This window comes from Microbacterium sp. NPDC089188 (assembly GCF_040685155.1).
In the GTDB taxonomy this organism is placed as follows: domain Bacteria; phylum Actinomycetota; class Actinomycetes; order Actinomycetales; family Microbacteriaceae; genus Microbacterium; species Microbacterium galbum.
Genome location: NZ_JBFBHH010000001.1, coordinates 841,300 through 864,358, shown reverse-complemented (window position 1 = coordinate 864,358; position 23,059 = coordinate 841,300). Strand labels below are relative to the sequence as shown.

At 71.5% G+C, this 23,059-nt stretch carries 23 protein-coding genes; 6 read left to right on the top strand and 17 right to left on the bottom strand.

The annotated features are described in order from the left end of the window. Positions 1-494: 494 nt before the first annotated feature. From AB0N80_RS03980 to AB0N80_RS03960, 5 genes are all read right to left on the bottom strand, one after another. Positions 495-3,671: an efflux RND transporter permease subunit gene (locus tag AB0N80_RS03980; RefSeq protein WP_363577686.1), complete on the bottom strand. Its 3,177-nt coding sequence runs from the start codon at positions 3,669-3,671 to the stop codon at positions 495-497. 82 nt (positions 3,672-3,753) lie between these two features. Next, entirely contained in the window at positions 3,754-4,119 is a 366-nt protein-coding gene (gene crcB / locus AB0N80_RS03975; RefSeq protein ID WP_363387554.1) for a fluoride efflux transporter CrcB, read from the bottom strand. After that, positions 4,116-4,478 carry a CrcB family protein gene (locus AB0N80_RS03970; protein ID WP_363389413.1) on the bottom strand — a complete coding sequence of 121 codons (363 nt, stop codon included), beginning with the start codon at positions 4,476-4,478 and terminating at the stop codon, positions 4,116-4,118. The genes crcB and AB0N80_RS03970 overlap by 4 nt, the downstream gene beginning before the upstream one ends. A 169-nt stretch (positions 4,479-4,647) precedes the next feature. Next, the gene (locus tag AB0N80_RS03965; protein ID WP_363577684.1) at positions 4,648-5,613 is read right to left on the bottom strand and encodes a DNA topoisomerase IB; all 966 of its coding nucleotides are present in this window, start codon (positions 5,611-5,613) and stop codon (positions 4,648-4,650) included. A gap of 5 nt (positions 5,614-5,618) precedes the next feature. Beyond that, a complete protein-coding gene (locus AB0N80_RS03960) occupies positions 5,619-5,888 on the bottom strand; it encodes a Rho termination factor N-terminal domain-containing protein (protein WP_363577682.1) in 270 nt (89 codons plus the stop codon). A 237-nt stretch (positions 5,889-6,125) separates the two neighbouring features. Between AB0N80_RS03960 and AB0N80_RS03955 the strand changes: the two genes are divergently transcribed. From AB0N80_RS03955 to AB0N80_RS03945, 3 genes are all read left to right on the top strand, one after another. Then, positions 6,126-6,290 (top strand): hypothetical protein, encoded by a 165-nt coding sequence (locus AB0N80_RS03955; protein ID WP_298870623.1) that lies wholly within the window; start codon positions 6,126-6,128, stop codon positions 6,288-6,290. Positions 6,291-6,653: 363 nt separating this feature from the next. Then, the gene (locus AB0N80_RS03950) at positions 6,654-7,499 is read left to right on the top strand and encodes a DUF4097 family beta strand repeat-containing protein (RefSeq protein ID WP_315993816.1); all 846 of its coding nucleotides are present in this window, start codon (positions 6,654-6,656) and stop codon (positions 7,497-7,499) included. Beyond that, the gene (locus tag AB0N80_RS03945; protein WP_315993817.1) at positions 7,499-8,104 is read left to right on the top strand and encodes a PadR family transcriptional regulator; all 606 of its coding nucleotides are present in this window, start codon (positions 7,499-7,501) and stop codon (positions 8,102-8,104) included. Before AB0N80_RS03950 ends, AB0N80_RS03945 begins: the two co-directional genes overlap by 1 nt. A gap of 4 nt (positions 8,105-8,108) precedes the next feature. Here the strand turns inward: AB0N80_RS03945 and AB0N80_RS03940 are convergent, their stop codons facing one another. Beyond that, the gene (locus AB0N80_RS03940; RefSeq protein WP_315993818.1) at positions 8,109-8,624 is read right to left on the bottom strand and encodes a universal stress protein; all 516 of its coding nucleotides are present in this window, start codon (positions 8,622-8,624) and stop codon (positions 8,109-8,111) included. A 178-nt stretch (positions 8,625-8,802) separates the two neighbouring features. Between AB0N80_RS03940 and AB0N80_RS03935 the strand changes: the two genes are divergently transcribed. Continuing rightward, complete coding sequence (locus tag AB0N80_RS03935; protein WP_116537293.1) at positions 8,803-8,985, top strand: DUF3073 family protein; 183 nt, start codon at positions 8,803-8,805, stop codon at positions 8,983-8,985. A gap of 150 nt (positions 8,986-9,135) precedes the next feature. Here the strand turns inward: AB0N80_RS03935 and AB0N80_RS03930 are convergent, their stop codons facing one another. Genes AB0N80_RS03930 through purM form a run of 3 tightly spaced genes read right to left on the bottom strand, consistent with a single transcriptional unit; the run spans position 9,136 to position 12,977 of the window. Beyond that, complete coding sequence (locus tag AB0N80_RS03930) at positions 9,136-10,356, bottom strand: MFS transporter (RefSeq protein ID WP_363387566.1); 1,221 nt, start codon at positions 10,354-10,356, stop codon at positions 9,136-9,138. Further along, positions 10,353-11,828 carry an amidophosphoribosyltransferase gene (gene purF / locus AB0N80_RS03925; RefSeq protein WP_315993820.1) on the bottom strand — a complete coding sequence of 492 codons (1,476 nt, stop codon included), beginning with the start codon at positions 11,826-11,828 and terminating at the stop codon, positions 10,353-10,355. The genes AB0N80_RS03930 and purF overlap by 4 nt, the downstream gene beginning before the upstream one ends. Before the next feature lie 6 nt (positions 11,829-11,834). Further along, complete coding sequence (purM, locus tag AB0N80_RS03920) at positions 11,835-12,977, bottom strand: phosphoribosylformylglycinamidine cyclo-ligase (RefSeq protein WP_315993821.1); 1,143 nt, start codon at positions 12,975-12,977, stop codon at positions 11,835-11,837. A 92-nt stretch (positions 12,978-13,069) separates the two neighbouring features. Between purM and AB0N80_RS03915 the strand changes: the two genes are divergently transcribed. Continuing rightward, complete coding sequence (locus AB0N80_RS03915; protein WP_315993822.1) at positions 13,070-13,681, top strand: zinc-binding alcohol dehydrogenase; 612 nt, start codon at positions 13,070-13,072, stop codon at positions 13,679-13,681. A gap of 3 nt (positions 13,682-13,684) precedes the next feature. Here AB0N80_RS03915 and AB0N80_RS03910 read toward each other — a convergent pair whose 3' ends face one another. Next, a complete protein-coding gene (locus AB0N80_RS03910; RefSeq protein WP_363577680.1) occupies positions 13,685-14,020 on the bottom strand; it encodes a potassium transporter Trk in 336 nt (111 codons plus the stop codon). Between the two features lie 102 nt (positions 14,021-14,122). Beyond that, a complete protein-coding gene (locus AB0N80_RS03905) occupies positions 14,123-14,479 on the bottom strand; it encodes a sterol carrier family protein (protein ID WP_076673345.1) in 357 nt (118 codons plus the stop codon). A gap of 257 nt (positions 14,480-14,736) precedes the next feature. On the opposite strand from AB0N80_RS03905, the gene purD reads away from it, so the two are divergent. Further along, positions 14,737-16,008 (top strand): phosphoribosylamine--glycine ligase, encoded by a 1,272-nt coding sequence (gene purD / locus AB0N80_RS03900; protein WP_363577678.1) that lies wholly within the window; start codon positions 14,737-14,739, stop codon positions 16,006-16,008. 125 nt (positions 16,009-16,133) lie between these two features. On the opposite strand, the gene AB0N80_RS03895 is transcribed toward purD, so the two are convergent. The 6 genes from AB0N80_RS03895 to AB0N80_RS03870 form a co-directional block, all read right to left on the bottom strand. Then, on the bottom strand, positions 16,134-17,066 hold the full coding sequence (locus AB0N80_RS03895) for a sugar kinase (protein ID WP_363577676.1): 933 nt from the start codon (positions 17,064-17,066) through the stop codon (positions 16,134-16,136). Further along, complete coding sequence (locus tag AB0N80_RS03890) at positions 17,063-17,686, bottom strand: bifunctional 4-hydroxy-2-oxoglutarate aldolase/2-dehydro-3-deoxy-phosphogluconate aldolase (RefSeq protein WP_363577674.1); 624 nt, start codon at positions 17,684-17,686, stop codon at positions 17,063-17,065. Before AB0N80_RS03890 ends, AB0N80_RS03895 begins: the two co-directional genes overlap by 4 nt. Further along, positions 17,676-18,902, bottom strand: coding sequence for a D-mannonate dehydratase ManD (manD, locus tag AB0N80_RS03885; protein ID WP_315993827.1), 1,227 nt, complete (start codon positions 18,900-18,902; stop codon positions 17,676-17,678). Before manD ends, AB0N80_RS03890 begins: the two co-directional genes overlap by 11 nt. Positions 18,903-18,990: 88 nt before the next feature. Beyond that, positions 18,991-20,391, bottom strand: a complete 1,401-nt coding sequence (locus AB0N80_RS03880; protein ID WP_315993828.1) for an MFS transporter — start codon at positions 20,389-20,391, stop codon at positions 18,991-18,993. Positions 20,392-20,435: 44 nt separating this feature from the next. Next, on the bottom strand, positions 20,436-21,440 hold the full coding sequence (locus tag AB0N80_RS03875; protein ID WP_363577672.1) for an L-idonate 5-dehydrogenase: 1,005 nt from the start codon (positions 21,438-21,440) through the stop codon (positions 20,436-20,438). Between the two features lie 75 nt (positions 21,441-21,515). After that, complete coding sequence (locus AB0N80_RS03870) at positions 21,516-23,039, bottom strand: mannitol dehydrogenase family protein (protein WP_363577670.1); 1,524 nt, start codon at positions 23,037-23,039, stop codon at positions 21,516-21,518. Positions 23,040-23,059 lie beyond the last annotated feature (20 nt).

Below are 23,059 nucleotides of genomic sequence, written 5' to 3'. Positions count from 1 at the left end.
CCGCGCGCGCAGCCGCCGTCTGGCCGGCTCCCTCGGCGTCGTCTCCTCGACGACCGCCGCCGCGTCCGTGTCGCGCACCCGCTCCCCGCGCGTCAGCGGCCCGGGTCGTACCGCTCGTCGCATGAGCGTCCTCGCCCTCCTCGCCGGCCGCCCCGCCTCATCGCTCGCGGCCCGCGCCGAAGGACGCATCGACCGCGCCTCGTCGATGCGCTCGGTCGGCGCAGACCGGCTCCGCTCCGCTGCGGCGTCCTCGGCACGCGGCCCCCGCGCGGGAGCGACCACGACCGACCCCCACTCGACGCGGTCGCTCGCAACCGCCACTCGGGCGAACGCCCGCGACGACGCCGCGACGACCTCGGCTCCCCTCGCGGCGCGGGGCCCCGCGGCATCCGCCGCCCGCCCCGCGATCGTCGCTCAGGCGGGCGGGTGCGGACCGCGCCGCGGACGCACCGCCGTGACGAGCGGAGCGAGCCCCGCCGCGGGCCCGCGCGCCGTCAGTGCTTCTCGCGCAGCTCGCGTCGGCTCAGCGGGTGCCCGTCGTCCGCGATCGGCGCAGCGCCCATCGACGGCGACGACGCCTCGTCGCGCGCGGCACGCCGCGCCCGTCGACGTTCGCTCGCTCCTTCGATGAGGTTGTAAAGGGTCGGCAGTACGAGCAGCGTCAGGAACGTCGACGACACGAGGCCGCCGATCACGACGACCGCGAGCGGCTGCGAGATGAACCCACCGTGGCCCGTGATGCCGAGGGCCATCGGCACCAGGGCGAAGATGGCGGCGAGCGCCGTCATGAGGATCGGCCGGAGACGTCGCGCCCCACCGACGATCGTGGCGTCGTGGACGCTCAGCCCGCGCGCACGGTACTGATTGACGAGGTCGATCAGCACGATGGCATTCGTCACGACGATGCCCACGAGCATGAGCGCCCCGATCATCCCGGCGACGCCGAGCGGCACGCCCGTCACCAGCAGCAGCAGGATGGCGCCGGTGGCGGCGAACGGGACCGACACGAGCAGTTCGAGGGGCTGGCGCAGCGACTTGAACGTCGCGACCATCACGACGTACACGATGAGGATCGCCGCGAGCAGCGCGAGACCGAGCTGACCGAAGGCGTCCTGCTGGTCGGTGACGGCCCCGCCGACCTTCGCGGTGGCTCCCTCGGGCAGCTGCACGTCGGCGAGGGCCGCGTTCACGCTCGCGGAGGAGCTGCCGAGGTCGTCGGTCGTGGGGGTGACCGTCACGGATGCCGTGCGGAGTCCCCGCGCGGTGGTGATCGAGGGCGGAGTCTGGCTCTGCTCGACGGTGGCGATCTCGTCGAGGCGCACGGCGCCCCGGGCGCTGGGGATCTCGAGGGCACGCAGATCGTCGATGGTCTGCGGCGGGTTGGCCGTCGCGAGGTAGACCGTCACGCCCCGACCGTCGAGCTCGACCGTGCCCGCCTGGCGCGGCTGCTGGGCGCCCGACACGAGGGCGCCGACGGTCTGCTCCGAGAGGCCGCGCTCGGCGGCCGCGTCGCGGTCGACGCGCACCGACACGAACGGCAGCGAGGCCGACAGGCTGCTGGTGACCTGGCCGATGCCGTCGCGTCCGTCGAGACCGGCGACGACCGCGTCGTTCGCCTGCTGCAGCGTCGTCGCGTCGGGCGCGGTCACGTCGACCGTGATGTCGGTCGAGCCGAAACCGCTCCCCTGCGCGGAGACCTCGATCTCACCGGCATCCGTCAGCTTCTCGAGTTCGGTGCGCACGCGCTCGCGCAGCTCCACCTGGTCGGTGCCCGACTGCGAGGTGATCGAGTAGGTGATGCCCGAACCGCCTCCCGAGAAGGCGTCGCGCAGCGCCGAACCACTGGAGCCGATCGAGGTCTGCACCGTCTCCACGCCCTCGGTGTCGAGCAGCACCGCCTCGACCTTCTGCGCCGCCGCGTCCTCGGCATCCAGGCTCGGGGCGGATCCGATCTTCTGCGTCACGGTGAAGGTGTTCTGGCCCGAGTCGCCCAGGAAGTCCGTCTTGAGGAGCGGCACCGAGGCGAGCGTGCCACCGAGCACCAGCACGGCGAGGCCCAGGGTCACCCACGAGTGCTTCAGCGTCCAGCTGAGCACGGGAACGTAGGCCTTCTGCAGACGCGAGGGGGGCGCGTCGGCCGCTTCGGGGTCGATGGCGTTGCCCTCGGCATCCCGCACGACCTTCCCCGGCTTGAGGAACCACGACGCCAGCACGGGCACGATCGTCAGCGAGACCAGCAGCGACGCTGCCATCGCGATCGTCACCGTGAGAGAGAACGGGCGGAACAGCTCCCCCGTGACGTCGCCGACGAACGCGATCGGCAGGAACACCGCGACGGAGGTGATCGTGGATGCCGTGATGGCGGCCGCGACCTCGCGCACGGCCCGGATGATGGTGGGGATCTTCTCCGCGTCGCCGACGTAGTGCCGCTTGATGTTCTCGATGACGACGATGGAGTCGTCGACGACGCGGCCGATGGCGATCGTGAGGGCGCCGAGCGTGAGGATGTTCAGCGAATAGCCGAAGGCCTGGAGCCCGACGAAGGTGATGAGCACGCTCGTGGGGATCGAGATCGCGGTGACGAGCGTCGAGCGCACCGACATGAGGAAGATCAGGATCACGACGACCGCGAAGACGAGACCGAGGAGCCCCTCCTGCGCGAGCGCCTCGATCGACTGCGTCACGAACGGCGCCTGGTCGAAGACCACGGTGAAGGTCGCGCCCTGGCCGAGCTGCGACTCGAGACCCGGCAGGGCGGCGAGCACGCCGCGAGAGACGTCGACCGTGTTGGCCGCGGGGAGCTTGGTGACGGCGATGGTCAGCGCGGGCTGGCCGTCGACGCGCGAGAGGGTGGTCACGGGGTCCGTCTGCAGCTCGACGGACGCCACGTCGCCGATGGTCGTCTGCCCCGCCTGGAACTGCGCGGCATCCGTCGGCACGAGCGGAAGGGCGGCGATCTCGTCGACGCTGGTGAGCTTGGTGCCCGTCTGGACGGTGAGCGTCTGATCGCCCTCGGTCAGCGAGCCGCCGGGGAAGAGCACGCCGTTCGCGTCGAGGGCGTCGGTGATCGCCTGCTGGCTGAAGCCGCGGTCGCCGAGCTTCGTCGCGTCGGGGGTGATGGTGACGCGCTGGCCGGTGCCGCCGACGATCTGGGCGCCGTTGACGCCGTCGACGTCTTCGAGATCGGGGATGACGCTGCTCTGCAGGATCGACTGCGTGGCTTGCGCGTCGGTGAAGCCGGTGACCGCGAGCTGGATCACGGGGAAGTCGTCGATGCTGGCGGAGGCGACCGTGGTGTCGGCCGACTCGGGCAGCTGATCGTTGATGCGCGCGATCGCGGCCAGGATCTTCTGCTGCGCCGCGGCGAGATCGGTGCCGTAGGTGAACGACGCCGACACGATCGAGGAGTTCGTCGTGCTGGTCGCGGTGGTGGACTCGAGACCCTCGACCCCGCGGATCGCGTTCTCGACGGGCGTCGACACGTCGGCCTCGACCACCTCGGGGGAGGCGCCCGGGTACGTCGTGACGATCGCGAGCTGGGGGAACTCGATCGAGGGGATGAGCTCCTGCTTGAGGCTCGTCAGCGCGAGGCCGCCGAAGATCGCCGCGACGATCGTGACGAGGGCGATGAGGGCACGGTTCTTCAGGCTCAGAACGGCCAGGTACGACACGAAGGACCCTCCGGGATCACGATTCGATACAGGGGTGTATCGAGAGGCCAGTATCCCATGCCCCTCCGCGGCCCGGCGCGGCTCAGAGCAGCGAACCCACCGTGAGGCCGAGGGCGGCGGCGAGCACCGACCCGACGAACGACAGCAGGGCGTACGACACCGCGGCCCGCGTACGCCCCTCTTCGGCGAGCAGGGCGGTGGTCACCGCGACCGCACTGAAGGTCGTGTACCCCCCGAGCAGCCCCGTGCCGAGGATCCAGCGCCACGCCTCGTCCGCCGGGAGCGGACTCAGGATGCCGAGCGCCAGCGCCCCGGTCACATTGACGACCAGGATGCCCCACGGGAACCGCTCGCCCGTGCGGCGGCGGATCGTGACGTCGAGCAGGTATCGCAGCGCCGCGCCGACGCCGCCGGCGAAGGCGACCGCGACGAAGACCAGGGGCGTCATCGTGCGCGCCCCCCGCGCCCGAGCAGCACGCCGCCCCAGGCGGCCGCGGTGCCGACGAGCACCGTCGCCACTCCCCACCACAGCAGCGCGAGGTCGGCCGACTCCACGGCGAGCGCACTGTAGGTGGTGAACCCGCCCAGCACCCCCGTGCCGATGAAGAGCTGCACGCGCTGCGCGCGCGAGGACTCCGGCATCCGGGCCCGCCATCCGAACAGGATGCCGATCGCGAACGCCCCCACGACGTTGATGATCGGCACGAGGGCGGAACCCAGGTCGTCGCCGAGACCGAGGGTGAGTCCCGCGCGCACGGCCGTGCCGATGGCACCGCCCACCGCGACGAGGACCGCGTCACGCCACATGCTCACCGCGCCACCCTACGCCGCCGCCGCGTTCCCCCGGCGCCCGCCGGCGTTCGCTCACGTCCGGCCCGCTCACCGTCGTCGAGCGCCCACGGTACCCGGCCGATCCTCCGCGGCGTCCGGGTGTCCCGGAGACGCTCGACGACCGGTGCGGGCACGCGTGCCGCCGTCACTCCCCGAGGATCAGGCGTCTGATCGCGGCATCCTTCGATCCGCCCAACTCCATCGTGCGGCCCCTGCGGTACAGCGAGAAGACGCGCGGATCGATGTAGCTCGACCGCGCCACGGCGGGGGTGTTGCCGAGCGCCTCCGCCGTCGCGCGGACAGCGGCGACCTCGGCCTTCTTGCGTTCGTTCTTGCCGCCGACGGCTCCGACCTTCGCGAGCGATTCGGCGGCCATGATCGTGCCGCGGAGCGTGCGGAAGTCCTTCGCGCTGAACGGTCCTCCGGTGAGGGAGCGCACGTACGCGTTGACGTCGCCCGGCGTGAGGGGAACGCGTCGCCGTCCGCGCTTGTAGCTCAGCAGCGCCGCTCGCGGTCGCCCCAGCGCGAGTTCTCCGATGAGGGATGCCAGCTCGGCGTCGTGCACGCGCAGATCGGCGCGCTTGCCGCTCTTCGCCGGGAACGACAGCCGGACGAGATCACCCTCGACCGTGGCATCCCTGCGCTGGAGGGTGGTGAGCCCTCGGCTGCCGTTCGTGACGAAGTAGCGCGCGTTGCCGACGCGGGGTGCGACCAGGTCGAGCAGGCGGAACGACACCGCCAGCACGCGCTCCCGATCGATGTCGCTGCGCCGCAGCGACTGCGTCACGCGAGCGCGAGCACGCGGGAGGGCTTCGGCGAGTTGCAGGGCACGGGAGAACTTGCCCTTGTCCTGACGCTTCGACCAGTCGGCGTGATACGTGTACTGGCGCCGCCCGGCCTCGTCGGTGCCGACCGCCTGGATGTGGGCGTTGGGCTCTCGCGCGATCCACACCTCGCGCCACGCGGGCGGGATGACGAGACCGCGCGCGCGCTCGGCGTCGCGGTCGGGAACGGCCGCCCCGGTGTGATCGACGAAGCGGAACCCCGACCCCGAGCGCACCCGGCGATACCCCGGATCCTCGTAGGGCCGGACGCGGATCAGTCGCGCCATGCGCGTCAGTGCGAGCGGAGCATGTCGATCAGCTCCGCCTTCTTCTTGCCGGAGTAGCCGGTGATGCCGAGTTCCTTCGCGCGCTTCTTCAGCTCGTCGACGGTGCGGTCCTCGTAGTTCTCGGCGTGGCCGCCCTTTTCACCGATGCTGTCGCCTCCCTGCGCGGCGGCGGCGTTCGAGATGCGGGCCGCCTTCTCCTTCGAGTCGCCCTGCGCGCGCAACTCCTCGTACAGTTCGGGGTCCTTCAGGCTGTTGGATCCTCGCCCCTGGGGCATGGCCGTCTCCTTCCGTCGAGGATCCGACGCTACGGGCGCGCCCGTCGCGGCGTCCGCGGGGTTGACAACCACGCGGCTACCAGCCGGTTTCGCGCAGCGTCAACCCCACCGACAGCGCCCCTCACCGGTGGCACGGTGGATACCGATCATCCGGTGCGTGCGGCGTTCGCGCGGAGCGCAGCGGATGGACCTACTCGCCAGGTCCCGCGCCATCGCGCGGGGAAGAAGGAGCCCCCCATGAACATCTTCCTCATCATCATCATCGTCGCCGCGATCGTCATCGCCATCTTCAGCGGACTGGGCCAGGCGGCCAACTTCCTGCTGTGGATCGCCATCATCGTCGGCCTCATCGCCCTCATCGTGCTGCTGTTCCGTCTCATCAGCGGACGCAAGCCCGTCTGACCTCATCGAGGAGCGACGCGTTTCGGGTGCGCGTCGCCCTCGACTCCCGGCGGGTCTTCCCGCCCCGGATGCCACGTCCTCACCGAGGGCGTGGCATCCGTCGTTTCCGGGGGTCCCGGTCCCTTCGACAGGCTCAGGGAACTCCGGAGCGGCGCGGAGCGAAAGGCGAGGCCCAGTGCCACGCCCACACAGAGGTGGCTGAGCCCGTCGAAGCCACCGGACGTCACCATCTGCACCGAGAGGTGGCTGAGCGCGTCGAAACCACCGGACGCCGCCACCGCCCACGCGGCGGGGGTTGACTCGAACGCGATATATCGCGATACTCGACTCAACGCGATATATCGCGAGTGAGGAGACCAGACCATGGAGAAATGGATCGTCCATCCGGGCGAGACGCGCGTCATCGACGTCGCGGCCCTGCGCGAACTGAAGATCGGCCTCGTCGGCGGGCAGGTCGACGTGATCGCCCATGACGAGCCCGACGCCCGCATCGAGGTGCACGGCGTCACCGTCAAAGACCTCCGCATCGAGATGGTCGACGGCCGTCTCGAGATCGACCACCCCCAGCTGCGGTGGGACAACTTCCTCGAGGTCTTCCGTAATTTCGGTGCCGGCGGCCCCAAGGCCGAGATCAGCGTCGCCGTGCCGCGCACCGTCGCCCTCACGCTCGGCGTCGTCAGCGCGAGCGCCCTGGTCGCGGGCCTGCGCAGCGACGTGCGCCTGAACACCGTCTCGGGCGACATCATCGTCGACGGCATCGAGGGCGACGTCGACCTGAACGCCGTCTCCGGTGACCTGCAGGTGCGCGAGCTCGACGGCGCGCTCAGCGCCAACAGCGTCTCGGGCGACGTCGCCGCCACCGGCCGCATCACGAAGGCCTCGATCGACACCGTCTCGGGGGCGATGCTCGTCGACTCCAGCGGTCACACCCAGTCCATCTCGCTCAACTCCGTCAGCGGCACCGCGACCATCCGGCTCGATCGGTCGCTCCCGGCGAACTACGTCTCGCGCTCGGTGAGCGGCCGCGTGCAGATCGACGGCATCGTGCGCTCGGGCAAGGGCCCCACCACCTATTCGGGATCGACCGGCACCCTCGCGGGGAGCTTCGTCGACGTCCGGGCCAACACCGTCTCAGGCGAGATCACGGTGCTACGCCGCGGCATCTCGGGCCTGCGCCCCGAGGAGCTCGCCGGAGAGGAGGAGTGGTGATGAGCCCCGTCTTCTCCCACGGCGATCTGCGCCTGTACATCCTCAGCCTGCTCGACGAGGCCCCCCGCCACGGTTACGACCTCATGCAGGCCCTGTCCGAGCGCACGGGCGGCACCTACTCCCCCTCCGCCGGCACGATCTACCCGCGCCTGTCGAAGCTCGAGGAAGAGGGGCTGGTGACCAAGACCGTCGACGGCCGCAAGACCGTCTACGAGATCACCGATGCCGGACGCGCCGAGGTCGCCGAGCGCTCCGGCGACCTGGAGGGCATCCAGGCCGGACTCGCCGACAGCGTCCGGCTCATCGCCGACGAGGTGCGCGGAAGCGTCCGCGACGCGATGCGCAGCCTGCGCGCCGACCTCGCCGCCGCCTCCCGCGAGGAACGCGAACAGGCGCAGACGACTCCCGCCGACGACGCCCGCTCGCGCAGCCGTGAGCAGCTGTCGCGCGCCGACGCGGCGATCACGGAGTTCCGCGGACGCGTGCGCTCGGAGCTCCGCGCGCACGTCGCCCGGGGCGGCGAGCTCTCGGCATCCGGGGTCGACGGGATCGAAGAGGCGCTGCAACGGGCGTCGGACGCCGTCGCGCACGCCCTGCGGAGCTAGGGCGTCACTCCCACGGCAGCTGATCGTCGGCGCCGGCCGGCTCGCCCACGGGGACGACGAGCACCGGTCGGCGCTGACGATGCGTGAGCCGAGCCGCGACGGATCCGGTGAGGAACTCCCGCAGCGACTCGCCCAGCCCGCGCTTGCGCGTGCCGACGACGAGGAGAGAGGCCTCGAGCTGGTCGGCGAGATGGATCAGCGCGAGCGCGGGGTCACCGATCTCCTGCTGCACGCTCCAGCTCACGTCGTCGCCGGCCAGGGCCTCGGTGGCCGCGCGGCGCACCTCCTCGAGCGCCGCCTTCGACGCCGCACCCGCCACATCGACCGTGGAGGAGTGCACGTAGCCGTCGGGGTCTTCGAACGCGACGAACCGGGTCGTGTCGACGTGCACGACCACGAGGGGCGCTCCCGCGAGCGCCGCGTAGCGGGCCGCCTCCCGCACGACCCGCGGCGACTGTCCGGGAACCACTCCGGCGATCACCGCTCCCGCGGCGCCGTGCGAACGGGACTGTTCGGTCATGCCTGCTCCTCTCGCCACACCGGCGCCGAGCCGCCCGTCATCCGCGCCCTCTCGGGCCGGACGGCTGGGCCGGAATGCGCCGTGATATCCTGGCTGTTACTCTTACCGGCTCGGTCCGGAACCGCAATACGCAGGGCCCGCAATGCGGCCCTCGACGTCGATCGTGAGGGGGTCTCGCATGGGGCGTGGCCGTCAGAAGGCGAAGAACACCAAGATCGCCCGTGAGCTGAAGTACGACACCTACTCGGTGAACTACTCGGCGCTCGAGCGCGAGCTCGGCGCACCCGCGGCGGGTGAAGACGCGTACGTCGACAAGTGGGCCGACCAGTACTCCGACGAATACGAAGACGAGAAGGCCTGACGCCTTCCGCTCGTTTCGTTCACGCGCCGACGCCTCAGCGTCGGGTGAGCGACAACGCGATTCGCCGACCCTCGACGCTGAACGGCGGTGACGACATCGTCACCGCCGTTCGCACGTGCACCTCTCGGTGACCACGCCCGGTGGCGTCCGTCACCAGGTGCGCCCGGTGCGGCGCTCCCACGCGTCCTCGATGCTCTCGCGCCGCGCGACGACGATGCCCGCCGGCACGGCGCACGCGACCGCCAGCCCGAGCAGCACGAGGGCCGCGGTCCACCCGCCGGTGATCTCGTGGGTCAGGCCGATCGCGAGCGGCATCAGCGCCGCCAGGCCGTAGCCGACGCTCTGCACGAGACCGCTCAGGGCGACCGCCGTCTCGTGCGCACGCGTGCGCAGCCCGAAGAGCACGAGCACCATCGGGAAGAGCAGGGGCGGGATGCCGATCAGCACCACCCACAGCACGGTCGCCGCCGTCGGGGCGAGAAGCAGGCCGCCCGCCCCGAGCAGACCCGAGATCACGGCCGCCGCGTAGAACGGCGTCGTCCGACCGATGCGCTGAACGAGCAGGGGAACGACGAGCGACACCGGCAACCCCATGAAGGCGAACAGCGCCAGCAGACCGCCGGCCGTGGCGGCATCCACCCCCGCCACATCGATCAGCAGGGGCGGGAGCCAGGCGAACAGGCCGTAGGCGATCGAGGAGTTCACCGCGAACGTGACGACGAGCGCCCACGTCTGCGGCACGCGCACCACGCGCGACAGCACCGAGGTGCGGGGCTCTTCCACCATGTCGGCGCGGGAGGCCCGCGCCCGCAGGCTCATCGCGATCCAGGGCACCACGGCCGCGAGCGCCACGACGGCCCAGACGGCGAAGGATCCGCGCCACCCGACAGCGTCGGCCAGCGGGACCGCGACCAGCGGTGGCGTGAAGGTCGCGACCGCCATCGTGGTCGTGTACACGGTGGTCATCAGGCCGATGCGCTCGGGGAAGTACTTCTTCACGACCGCGGGGATCAGCACGTTGGCCACGCCGACCGCCGCGAACACCCCCGCCGTGGCGGCGAGGAGCGTCCACGCGTCGACCACGGCCGCCCGGAGGCCGAGCATGACCGCCGCGACGACGGCGGCGATGAGCACGCTGCGCTCGAGACCGAGGCGGCGCTCGATGGCGGGCGCGACCATGCCGGCGAGCGCGAACGCCACGGGAGGGGCCATGCCGATGAGACCGACCACCGCGGCCGGGAGCGCGAAGTCGCGGCCGATGATCAGCAGCAGTGGCGACAACGACGCGACGGCGATGCGCAGCGTCAACGCGAGCAGCACGATGGCCGAAGCGGCCAGTGCGAGCGTTCCCGCCGCTCTCGCCGGGGTCAAGACTCCTGACTGCCCTCGACCCAGGCGAGGTACTCCTCCGACACGGTGCCCGTGACGTAGCGCCCGTCGAAGCAGCTCATGTCGAGGTCGACCAGGTCGGTGCCCTCCATGATGGCGGCCTTCAGGTCCTCGACCTCCTGGTACACCAGGTAGTCGCAGCCGAGCTCCTCGGCGATCTCCGGGATCGTGCGCCCGTGCGCGACGAGCTCGTGACGCGAGGGCATGTTGATGCCGTAGACGTGGGGGTAGCGCACGGGAGGTGCGGCCGAGGCGAACGTGACGCTCTTGGCCCCAGCATCCCGAGCCATCTGGATGATCTCGCGGCTGGTGGTACCGCGCACGATCGAGTCGTCGACGAGGAGGACGTTCTTGCCCTGGAACTCCGTCGACATCGCGTTGAGCTTCTGGCGCACGCTCTTCTTGCGCACCGCCTGCCCGGGCATGATGAACGTGCGGCCGACGTAGCGGTTCTTGTAGAAGCCCTCGCGGTACTCGATCCCGAGCTTTCGGGCCACCTGCATCGCCGCCGGACGTGCCGAATCGGGGATGGGCATGACCACATCGATGGCGCCCGCGGGAGTGTACTTGGCGACCGTGTCGGCGAGCCGCTCCCCCATGCGCAGGCGGGTCTCGTACACCGAGACGCCGTTCATGACCGAGTCGGGGCGCGCGAGGTAGACGTACTCGAACGAGCACGGCGCGAGCATCGTCTTCTCGGCGCACTGCTGGGCGTGCAGGGTGCCGTCGAGGGTGATGAAGACCGCCTCACCCGGCTCGACGTCGCGGACGACCTCGAAGCCGCCGTTCTCGAGCACGAGGGACTCGGATGCCACAATCCATTCGTCGCGCGGCTCACCGCCGGGCACCTGCGCCGCGGGACGCTTGCCGAGGATGAGCGGACGGATGCCGAACGGGTCGCGGAACGCGAGCAGCCCGTAGCCGGCGATGAGCGCGATCGAGGCGTAGGAGCCCTCGACGCGCTCGTGCACGCGACCGACCGCGCGGAAGACCTGCGCGGGGTCGAGGTCGGGTCCGGTGATCTCGGACTGCAGCTCGGAGCCGAGGATGTTGACGAGCAGCTCCGTGTCGCTGCTGGTGTTGAGGTGACGACGGTCCTTGTGGAAGAGCTCGGTCGTCAGCTCGCGCGTGTTCGTCAGGTTGCCGTTGTGCACGAGCACGATGCCGTAGGGGGCGTTGACGTAGAAGGGCTGCGCCTCTTCTTCGTTGGATGCCGTGCCCTTGGTCGCGTAGCGCACGTGCCCGAGGCCGATGTCGCCGAGGAGGGCGCGCATGTCGCGCGTGCGGAACGCTTCGCGCACCTGGCCGCGGGCCTTGTGGATGTGGAACACGCCGCTGGACTCGGCCGTGGCCATGCCCGTGGAGTCCTGTCCCCGGTGCTGGAGGAGGAGGAGCGCGTCGTAGATCTCCTGGTTGACCGGGCCCTGCCCGGCCATGCCGACGATGCCGCACATGGGGTGTTACTTCGCTCCGTTCGCCGGGTGACCGGCATCCGCGTAGGTTCCGACGAGACGGACGGCGCCGCCGTCGACGCCCTTCGCGCCCTGTTCGTAGTCGCCCTCGGGGCGCTGGTCGTCGCGGACGACTCCGACCTGCCAGGTGGCGATGCCGTCGGCCGTGAGCGCCGCGGTCGCGGCATCGGCGATCTCGGGCGCCACGACGGCGAGGAAGCCGATGCCGAGGTTCCAGGTGCCCTCGGTCGCGGTGAGGTCGAGTCCGCCGATGTCGGCGAGCACGCGGAACACCGGCGACGGGCTCCACGTCGAGCGATCCACGTCGACCCACGTGTTCTGCGGCAGCACGCGCGCGAGGTTCGCGGCGATGCCGCCGCCGGTGACGTGGCTGAGCGAATGGATGCCGGAGCCGACCGCCGCGTCGTCGAGCAGACGCAGCAGCGGCGAGGTGTACAGGCGCGTGGGCTCGAGGAGCGCTTCGCCCCAGGTCGCGCCGAGTTCCGCCGAAGCCGAGCCGTAGGCGATGCCGGCGCCCGTGATGATGTGACGCACGAGCGAGTAGCCGTTGGAGTGCAGGCCGCTCGATGCGAGGGCCAGCACGACGTCGCCGCTCTTGACGCGGTCGGCGCCGAGGACGCGGTCGGCCTCGACCACGCCGGTCGCGGCTCCCGCGACGTCGTAGTCGTCGACGCCGAGCAGACCGGGGTGCTCCGCGGTCTCGCCGCCGACGAGCGCGGTGCCCGTCATGGCGCAGCCGCGCGCGATGCCCGCGACGATGTCGGCGATGCGCTGCGGCACGACCTTGCCGCACGCGATGTAGTCGGTCATGAACAGCGGACGCGCACCGACCACGACGATGTCGTCGACGACCATGCCGACGAGGTCTTCGCCGATCGTGTCGTGCTTGTCGATCGCCTGCGCGATCGCGACCTTGGTACCGACGCCGTCGGTGCTGGTCGCGAGCAGCGGCTTGGCGTAGTCGCGCAGCGCGGAGGCGTCGAAGAGACCGGCGAAGCCGCCCACGCCCCCGAGCACCTCGGGGCCGTGCGTGCGACGCACAGCGGACTTCATCAGTTCGACGGCGAGATCTCCGGCGGCGGTATCGACGCCTGCGGCGGAGTACGGGTTTTCGTGGGGAGCGGAGGCCACCGCAACAGACTACCCGGGGTGACACGCGCGGGTGTTCGGAGCTCGACGCAAGGCCCGCCCCACCCGCCTCCGCGCCTCCCTACAATGGCGCCATGACGGGCGGCCAGCCGGAATGGGTGATCCGCGAAGACGCGGCTCAGCCGGTGCTCGTCGCGCTCTATCTGCGACAGGCGCTCGGCATCCGCTCTCCGGAGGAGCTGCCCGCACTCCGACGCGTTCCCTCGCCGATGATCGACGAGCGGACGGATGCCGCCCAGCAGCAGCTCGAGCGCGAGTGGCGGAGCTACTGGGCGCTGACGGTGGAACCGCAGGCGCACCCCTCGCCGGTGCCGCTCGAACTGGTCGATGGTTTCGACACCCTCGTCGCCCTGCCGGTGGAGGGCGCCGATGTGCTGCGCAGGGCCATCGCCCGGCACGCGGACGACGCCGTCGACTTCGCCCGACTCGCCCACGATCGCTACGCACGGGAATCCGCGGCTCGCCCCGGGGTGTCGTATCGCGCGTACGCGAGCGCGATAGCGGCGCACGAGCGCGTCGTCGGCCGCCGGGCGCACTCGTTCGAGCTGAACGTGCAGGTGCTGCCGCTGGCTCAGCGGGGCGTGTGGTGGATCGGTTCGCTCACCGTCGCGGTGACCGACGGTCTGCGCAGCGACGTGGTCGCGTTCGACACCGCGATCCACCCGATCATCGCCGAACTGGCGTGAGGGTCAGACCTCGAACTGCTCGTGGTCGACGGTCACCTGGCGGGTGCGTGCGCCGAGGGCGCGCTCGAAGACGAGGGCGACGATCGCGGCGACCGCCACTCCCGCCACGACGCAGATGAGCGCCGTGAAGCCGAAGACCTGCATCTCGGAGTACACGACCTGCGTGTAAGGGCTCGCGTCGCTGCCGTCGATGGCGACCGTGAGGATGAGGGCGACGAGGATGCCGAGGAAGGCACCCGCGGCCAGGAAGACGCCGTACTTGGGGGCGCGGCGCACCGTGACGGTCTCGATGTCGTCGCGGACGTACACCGGTCGTTCGGGAGCGGGTTGGTCGGACATAGGCACATTCTCCCACCGCTGCGCCGCGAGCGGGTCGGGTTCTTCGGCGTCGAGGCACCGGCGGCGGGCCGGACGGAGAGGGCAGGGATGGAGGCCGAGGGCCTACGGCCGCAGGGGAAGCAGCGCGCTCAGGTCGGCGCGCACCCCGGATGCCACGATGCGGCCGGCGGTGACGGCATCCGTCCAGTGCTCCTCGCCGGTGGCGACGGCGATCCAGGTCGCGGCATCGGTCTCGACGACGTTGGGCGGAGTGCCGCGGGTGTGGCGCGGGCCCTCGATCACCTGCACGGCGCCGAAGGGCGGTACGCGCATCTCGACGGAGTTGCCCGGCGCCTTCTCCGCCAGCAGCTGCAGCAGGTAGCGCACCGCGGTGGCGGTCGCCGGGCGGGGAGCGTCTCCGGCGGCCACGGCGGCGAGCGCGGCGCGTCCGTCTCCGGTCTCGATACGGCGGGGAGGCATGGCATCCACGCTACTCGGGGGCGACGGGGGCGGGCCATGGGCGACGCCACGGGCGGAGCGGCGGGACGACCCAAGGGGGCGGGCAGGGGCGCTGCGATCGGGGCGCGGCGGTTCCGGCGAGGCTCCCCACATGACGTCGGCGATCTGCGCGAACTCAGCTCCCCCGCGCCCTTGCCGACCGAGGTCGCGCGCATCACGCAGTCTGCGCCCGCGAACCCTCGCCGGAGCCGACGCCCGCCGCTCGGTAGGCTGGCCGCGTGAGAATCCTGGTCCTCGGTTCGGGCGCGCGCGAGCACGCCATCATCCTCGCCCTGCGCTCCGAAGAGGCTTCGCACGCGATCTTCGCCGCGCCGGGCAACGCCGGCATCGCGCGCGAGGCGCACCTGGTCGGCCTCGACCCCCTCGACCCCACCGCGGTGCTGACCTTCGCGAAGGACGAGGCCATCGACCTCGTCGTCGTCGGACCCGAGGCCCCGCTCGTCGCGGGCGTGGCGGATCCGCTGCGCGCACACGGCATCCCGGTCTTCGGTCCGGGCAAGGCCGCAGCTCAGCTCGAGGGATCCAAGACCTACGCCAAGCGCATCATGGATGCCGCGGGCGTGCCCACCGGACGCTCGGCGCGCGCTCACGACCTCGCCTCCGTCGAGGCCGCCCTCGACGCGTACGGGGCGCCTTACGTGGTCAAGGCCGACGGCCTCGCCGCGGGCAAGGGCGTGATCGTGACGAGTGACCGCGCCGCCGCGATCGCCCACGCCGAGACGTACCTGCCCACCGGTGCCGTGCTCATCGAGGAGTTCCTCTCCGGGCCCGAGGTCTCGCTCTTCTTCCTCAGCGACGGCGATCACGTCGCCCCCCTCAGCCCCGCGCAGGACTTCAAGCGCCTGCGCGACGGCGATGAGGGCCCGAACACCGGCGGCATGGGCGCGTATTCGCCGCTGCCCTGGTTGTCGGGCCGCTTCGGAGACGAGGACTCCTTCGTCGACCACGTCACGCGCGTGATCGCCGAGCCCGTGATCCGGCAGATGGATGCCGAGGGCACCCCGTTCATCGGGCTCCTCTACGCCGGACTCATCCTCACCGAGCAGGGCGTCAAGGTCATCGAGTTCAACGCCCGCTTCGGCGACCCCGAGACGCAGGTCGTGCTGCCGCGCCTTGTCGACCCGCTGTCGCGGCTGCTGCTGGCCGCGGCATCCGGCACGCTCGAGGACGAGCCCCGCCCGGCGTTCGCGGAGGCCACCGCCGTCACCGTCGTGCTCGCGAGCGAGGGCTACCCCGAGGCGCCGATCACCGGCCGCGTGCTGACCGGGATCGACGAGGCCGAGGAAGTCGACGGCGTGCACGTCGCGCACGCGGCCACGGCCGACCGCGACGGCGAACTGATCGCGACGGGCGGACGCGTGCTCTCCGTCGTCGCGACCGGCACGACCTTCTCCGAGGCGCGCGAGGCCGCCTACGCGGGGCTCGAGCGCATCGGCCTGGAGGGCGGGCAGTTCCGCACCGACATCGCGGCGAGGGTCGCTCAGGACTGACAGCGGGCGAGGAGGCCACACCTCCGCCGCCTCGATCGCATCCCGACACGACCGCATCCCCGGCGCCCCGCACCCGCCGCGCACCGATCGGCCGCGGACCGCTCAGTGCGGCGCGACTGTCACGCTCAGCGCCGCACCGGATCCCCACCGCCGACGAGGAAGCGCTCGAGGTCGCGCCGCGTCGGGGCCGCCTCCCAGTCGCCGGGCACGAGACAGGCCATCGCCCCGCAGGCATTGCCCCGGACGAGGGCGTCCGCGCCCGACCGCTCCTCGAGCCAGGCGCTGAGATAGCCGGCCACGAAGGCGTCCCCCGCGCCGACGGTGTCGAGCGGCTCGATCACGAAGCCCGGAGCCTCGGTCACGCCGTCGGGCGTGAAGACGGCGGCCCCCTCGGGGCCGCGCTTGACGACCACCTGTGCGACCCCTTCCGCGAGGAGCGAGGCGGTGGCATCCGGCCCCAGCAGCTCGAGCTCCTCGACGCCGCCGAAGACGAGGGTCGCGTGCTCCGCGATCTCGCGCAGCAGCGGCCCCGCGATCTCGGGGGCGGCGAGCACCGAACGGTAGTTGATGTCGAAGCTCACCGGCACGCCCGCGTCGCGGGCCCGCTCGACGACCGCGAGCACGGTGGCGCGGGCGGTGTCGGACAGCAACGGCGTGATGCCCGTCACGTGCAGCAGCGCCGCCTCTTCGACCCACCCGTCGGGCACATCGGCGGCACTCACGCGGGACCCCGCCGAGCCGCGGCGGTAGTAGTGCACGGCGGTGGATGCCGCGGACGGACGCTCCTTGATCATCAGGCCCGTGGGCGCTCCGGCATCGACGAGAGCGTGGACGTCGACGCCCTCCCCGCGCAGCTCGCGCGCGATCCGCTCGCCCAGGGGGTCGTCACCGACCCGACCGAGCCACGACGCATCGACGCCGAGGCGCCGCAGCCCGACCGCGACGTTGCTCTCGGCCCCACCGATGCCGAGCGCGAGCCCCGACGCGTGCCGGAGCGAGCCGATCTCGGTCGTGCGGGCGAGCGCCATGGTCTCGCCGAGGGTGACGACGCGCGTCACGACGCGCACACCTCCACGAACCGCCTCGCCCGGTCGCGGAGCGCGCCGAGGTCGCCGCCTCGGAACGCATCGCCGAGGAGCGGGCCGCCGACGCTGACGGCCACGGCGCCCGCGGCGAGCCACGCGGCCGCGGAGTCGGCATCCACTCCCCCGGAGGGGACGACGGCGATGTCGGGGAACGGTCCGCGCAGGTCCTTCAGGTACCCCGGGCCGACCTGTCCGGCCGGGAAGACCTTCACCGCCGAGGCGCCCGCCGACCACGAGGCGAACAGCTCGGTGGGAGTGAGACCACCCGGGACGATCGGCATGCCGGCGGCGACCGCGCGCTCGACGAGGGCGGTCGAGGTGATGGGGGTGACGACGTAGTCGGCGCCGACGGCGATCGCGCGCTCGAGCTGATCGAGGTTCGTGACCGTGCCGATGCCGAGGTCGCCGTCGAACGACGAGCGCAGGTCGGCGAAGGCGTCGAAGGTGCCCGGCGTCGTGAGCGTCAGCTCGACGCTCTGCACGCCCGCCTCGGCGAGAGCGGCGAGCACCGGCGCGTAATCCGACGCGGCGGACGCCCGGGCGACGACGACGAGCTTCGAGGCGACGGTGCGGGAGGGGAGCTCACCAGTCATGGACGGTCCCGTCGAGGAGGCGGTTCACGGGCAGGTACGCCTTCGTGTACTCGAACGCGCCGGCGGCCTCTTCGTCGAGCTCGACGCCAAGACCGGGCTGGTCGCCGGGGTGCAGGAAGCCCTTGTCGAAGGTGAACGAGGTCTGGAACACCTCGAGCGTCTGCTCGTTGTGCGGCATGTACTCCTGGATGCCGAAGTTGTGGATCGCCAGATCCAGGTGCAGGGCAGCGGCCATTCCGACGGGCGAAATGTCGGTGGGGCCGTGGATGCCGGAGCGGATGCCGTAGATCGCGGCGAAGTCGAGGAGCTTCTTCATCGCGGTGATGCCGCCGGTGTGGGTCACGGCCGAGCGCACGTAGTCGATCAGGCGCTCGGTGATCAGCGTCTGGTAGTCGTACACGGTGTTGAAGACCTCGCCGATCGCGAGCGGGGTCGTCGAGTGCTGACGGATGAGGCGCAGCGCCGTCTGGTCCTCGCCGGGGGTGGCGTCCTCGAGCCAGAAGAGGTCGTAGGGCTCGACGTCCTTCGCGAAGCGGGCGGCCTCGATCGGCGACATGCGGTGGTGACCGTCGTGGAGGAGGCGCAGGTCGGTGCCGAACTCCTCGCGGATCTTCGCGAACACCCCGGGCATGTGGTTGAGGTACTGGCGGGTGTCCCAGGTCTCCTCGGCGGGGCGGTCGCCGGAGCGCTTGGCCGGCTCGTAGTCGTAGCGCACGCCCGGGCCCGCGGCCGAGACGCCGTAGATCTGGCCGAGGCCGGGGACGCCCGTCTGCACACGCACGGCGGTGAAGCCGAGTTCGCGGTAGCCGGTGATCGCGTTCGAAAGCGCGGCGAAGTCGGTGCCCGAGGCGTGGGCGTAGACGCGCACGCCGTCGCGGCTGGCGCCCCCCAGCAGCTGGTAGAGCGGCATCCCGGCCTTCTTGGCCTTGATGTCCCACAGCGCCATGTCGACCGCGGCGATCGCGGCCATGGTCACGGGTCCGCGGCGCCAGTACGCGCCGCGGTAGAGGTACTGCCAGGTGTCCTCGATGCGGTCCTCGTCGCGGCCGATGAGCATCGAGGCGAGGTGGTCGGAGAGGTACGACGCCACCGACAGCTCGCGGCCGTTGAGGGTGGCATCCCCCCATCCGACGACGCCGTCGCTGGTGGTGACCTTCAGGGTGACGAAGTTGCGGCCGGGGCTGGTGACGATGACGTCGACGGATTCGATGCTCATGCGGGGTCTTTCTCGAGGAGGGAAGAGGGATGCCGGGCGGGCTCGCCGTCACGAGCCCGCCCGGGGTGCGGGGCGTCGCGCCCCGCGGTCACATCGCGGCGCGCGGGTCGGTCAGGTCGCGACCGGTCCACTCGGGGGCGACGATCGCGGCGACCAGGGCCGAGGCGGTGAAGACCCCCATGAGCACCATGATCGGGACGATGCTGCCCGTGGCGGCGGCCACCCACGCGGCGGCGACGACGGGGCCGATACCGGTGGCGATGATGGCGGCGATCTCGCGGACGACGGCGGTGAGGGTGTAGCGGTTGCGGGCACCGAAGATCTCGGGGATCGAGATGTTCTCCATGGACGCCAGACCCAGCACCGAGATGTTGTGGATCAGCGCGTAGCCGACGAAGATCGCACCCACTTCGCGCGAGTTGATCAGCAGCAGGGTCGGGACGATCAGCAGCAGCGACAGCGCCGACATGACGATGTACATGCGGCGGCGGCCGAACCTGTCGCCGAGGAAGCCGACCACGGGGATGGTGACGAAGCCGATCAGCGACGAGACGATGACGATCTCGGGGCCGACCTCCTTCGAGATGGCGAGGGTGATCGTGATGAACGAGATCAGGTAGGTCTGCACGATGCCGGAGTTGCCGGCCTGGCCGAAGCGGAGGAAGAACGACACGAGCACGGCCTTGAGGGGCTTCTTCTGCAGCGACTCGAGCGTGCGGATGTCGTTGGTCTCGGTGGCGACCTTCTGCAGCTCGGCGCGCGAGAGCGCCTTGCCGTCGACGACATCGGTGCGCTCCTCGAAGACCGGGCTCTCCTTGAGGTTGAAGCGCACCCACAGGGCGAAGAGCATGATGATCGCGCTGCCGATGAAGGGGATGCGCCACCCCCACGCGATGACGTCGCTCTCCATCATCACGGCGAGCAGGATCGCCCAGATGCCCGAGGCGAACAGCGTGCCGCAGTTCGTGCCCAGGGCGACCAGCGAGGCCACGACGCCGCGACGGTTGTCGGGGGCGTACTCGGCGAGCATGACGCCCGCGCCCGAAATCTCGGCACCCGCGCCGAAGCCCTGGGCCAGGCGGAGGATGACGAGGAGGATCGGGGCGAGGATGCCGACCTGCTCGTACGTGGGCAGCACGCCGATCAGCGTCGTCGCGGCCCCCATGAGCAGGATCGTGTAGAACAGCACCTGCTTGCGACCGATCTTGTCGCCGATGCGGGCGAAGAAGAACGCGCCGACCGGGCGGGCCACGTAGCCCACGCCGTAGGTGGCCATCGCCAGCACGACCGCCATCGCGGCGTCGCCCCCGGCGAAGAAGATCTGGCTGAAGACGAGGGCGGCGGCCAGCGAATAGAGCTGGAAGTCCATGAACTCCAGCGCGGTGCCGAGCCAGCCCGAGACGGCCGCGCGGGCGAGATCGCCCACGGACCGCTTGGCGACGGGCGTCGACGACGACGCGTCGACGCCGGGGGCGGAAGAGCTGCTCATCGGATTACTCCTTCGTAGTGATGATGATCGTTCGGTGAAGCGGGTCAGAGGGAGAGGAGGACCTTGGCGGAGGCCGAGGAGTCGCGCGCCGTGGCGAACGCGGCCACCGCGTCGGTCGCGGGGAGGACGTGCGAGACGACCGCGTCGAGGGCGTCGGTGGATGCGAGCAGGGCGATCGCGTCGTTGATCTCGGTCGAGAAGCGGAACGCGCCGCGCAGAGTGACCTCCTTCGCGAGCATCGGGGCGAGGTTCACCCCGATCTCGGCGTCGGGGAGCATGCCGACCTGCACGACGGTGCCGGCGCGGCGGGTCGCGCGAACGGCCTGCGTGAGGGCGACACCGACTCCCGAGCACTCGAAGACGACGTCGAACGACTCGGGGGCGATCGCGTCGGTGCCCACGAGGAAGGTCTCGGTCGCGCCGAGAGCGCGCGCCCGATCCAGAGGCTCGGGCCGGACATCGCCGGCGCCCACGATCGCGGCGCCCGCGTTCACGGCCGCGGCGACGACGAGCAGGCCGATGGGCCCGGCGCCGATGACGAGAGCGCGCTTACCGGTCAGATCTCCCGCGAGGCCCACGGCGTGGATGGCGACGGCGAGGGGCTCGGCGAGCGCGGCGCGCTCGAGGGACAGCCCCGGGGGGAGGACGCGGATCATGTGCTCCTCGACGAGGAGCATCTCGGCGGCCCCGCCCTGGCGGTGCGGAAAGCCCGCGGCGCTGCCGAGGTAGTCGCCTCCGGCGCGCAGGTGCGGGCGGTCCTCGAGGCCGGTGACTTCCGGCCCGAACCGTGCAGGGTGCACGGTGACCGGGGTCCCTGGCGCGAGACGCCCGGAGGGGTCGAGGTCGACCTCTGCGGAGAGCTCGTGGCCCGGGGTGAGGGGCTCGCGCACGGCGTACTCGCCGTTCTTGCCGTGGAAGTAGTAGTGCAGGTCGGACCCGCAGATGCCGACGTAGCGCACCCGCAGGCGCACTTCGCCCTCGCCCGGCTCGGGCGTCGGGCGGTCTTCCCAGCGGATGTCTTCCGCGCCGTGGATCGCGAGGAGCTTCATCGCGTCTCTTTCCTGTCGTCTCGCGCTTCGGGAGCGCAGGGGTGGTGGGGCGCTCGGGGAGCACCGGGGGTGGGGTCAGGTCGCGGGGTGCGCCAGGCTGCCGGCCGCCGCAAGGCTGTCGGCGATCGCGCTCTCGACGCCGCGCCGCACGATGGTGTCGACGAGGTCGCCGACCCGGTCGACGAAGGCCGTCCGATGGGCGACGTCGTCGCCGAACAGCCGCAGGTCGACGATGGCGCGGTGCGCGAGGTCGCGCCCGTCGCGCGTCGGGACCGCGGTGAGCCGTTCGCGCGCGGGGTCGGTCATCGCCTCGGCGTGCGGGCCGGGGTCGAAGCCGGCCGGCGGGGCGACGCAGGCGAGGTAGGCGGCGACCGTGAGCGCGATGAGGTGCGGGAACTCCCCGCGGTCGAGGGCGTGGGCGATCGGCCCCGGGATGCGCTGCCCGAGCTTCACCGATCCGTCGGAGCCCACCTGACTCGTGCGGTGCCCCAGCGCGCTGTTCCCCCACCGGGCGAACAGGTCGCGCTCGTACTGCTCGATGTCCACCCCGGCCGGAGCGGTGACCGAGGGCTCGTATTCGCCGCGCAGGACCGCCGCGGCGGCGGCTTCGATGTCGGCCAGGGCGATGGCATCCGGGATCGTCGGAACCCCCCGCAGAGCGCCGAGGTAGGCGATGAGCGAGTGCGTGCCGTTGAGCAGGCGCACCTTGAGCTGCTCGTACGCGCCGACCTCGTCGGTGAACACGGCGCCTCCGGCCTCCCAAGCGGGTCGACCGCCGGCGAAGCGGTCCTCGATGGCCCACATGGTGAAAGGCTCGGCCGGGACGGGGACCTCGTCGCGCACGCCGAGGAGTCCGGCGACGCGGTCGGTCAGCTCGGCGGTGGTCGAGGGGACGATGCGGTCGACCATGCTCGAGGGGAACGTCACGGCACGGTCGAGGTAGGTCAGGACGTCGCTGCCCTCGGCATCCGGGAGCTCCTGGAGGAACTCGCGAACGAGCTTCTCTGTGTGCGAGCCGTTCGAGAGCAGGTTGTCGCAGCTCAGGATCGAGAGGGGCGCCCCGCCGGCGGAGGCCCGCGCCTGCAGGCCTCGGGCGAGCTGGCCGATGGTGGACATGGGTGCGCCGCCGCGGAGGTCGGCCTGCACGCGCGGATCGGTCACGTCGAGGTGCTGCGTCGAGGGCGAGAAGCTGTAGCCGTTCTCGGTCACCGTCAGCGTCACGATCCGGATGCGGGGGTCGGAGAGGTCGGCGACCACTCGGGCCGGATCGGCGGCGGCGACGTACGAATCGGTGTGGACGCCGGGGATGTCGAGTGTCGTCGCCTCGGGCGAGACCGTGGCGACGGCGTAGAGGTGGTCCTGGGCGTGCAGCGCGTCGACGACCCGGCGCGAGCGGGAGGCCACGCCGACGATGCCCCAGTCCCCGCCCTCGGCGCGGAGGGCCGCAGCGGTGTAGACCGCCTGGTGGGCCCGGTGGAAGCTGCCGAGACCGAGATGCAGGATGCCGGCGGCTCTCGGGGCGGGAGAAGAGGCGACGGACATCCGCGCGCCGCGGTGCAGGCTCGCGGTCGGTCCGGAGGGATCGTCGATGATCGGCATACAAGCAGTGTGCGTTGTTT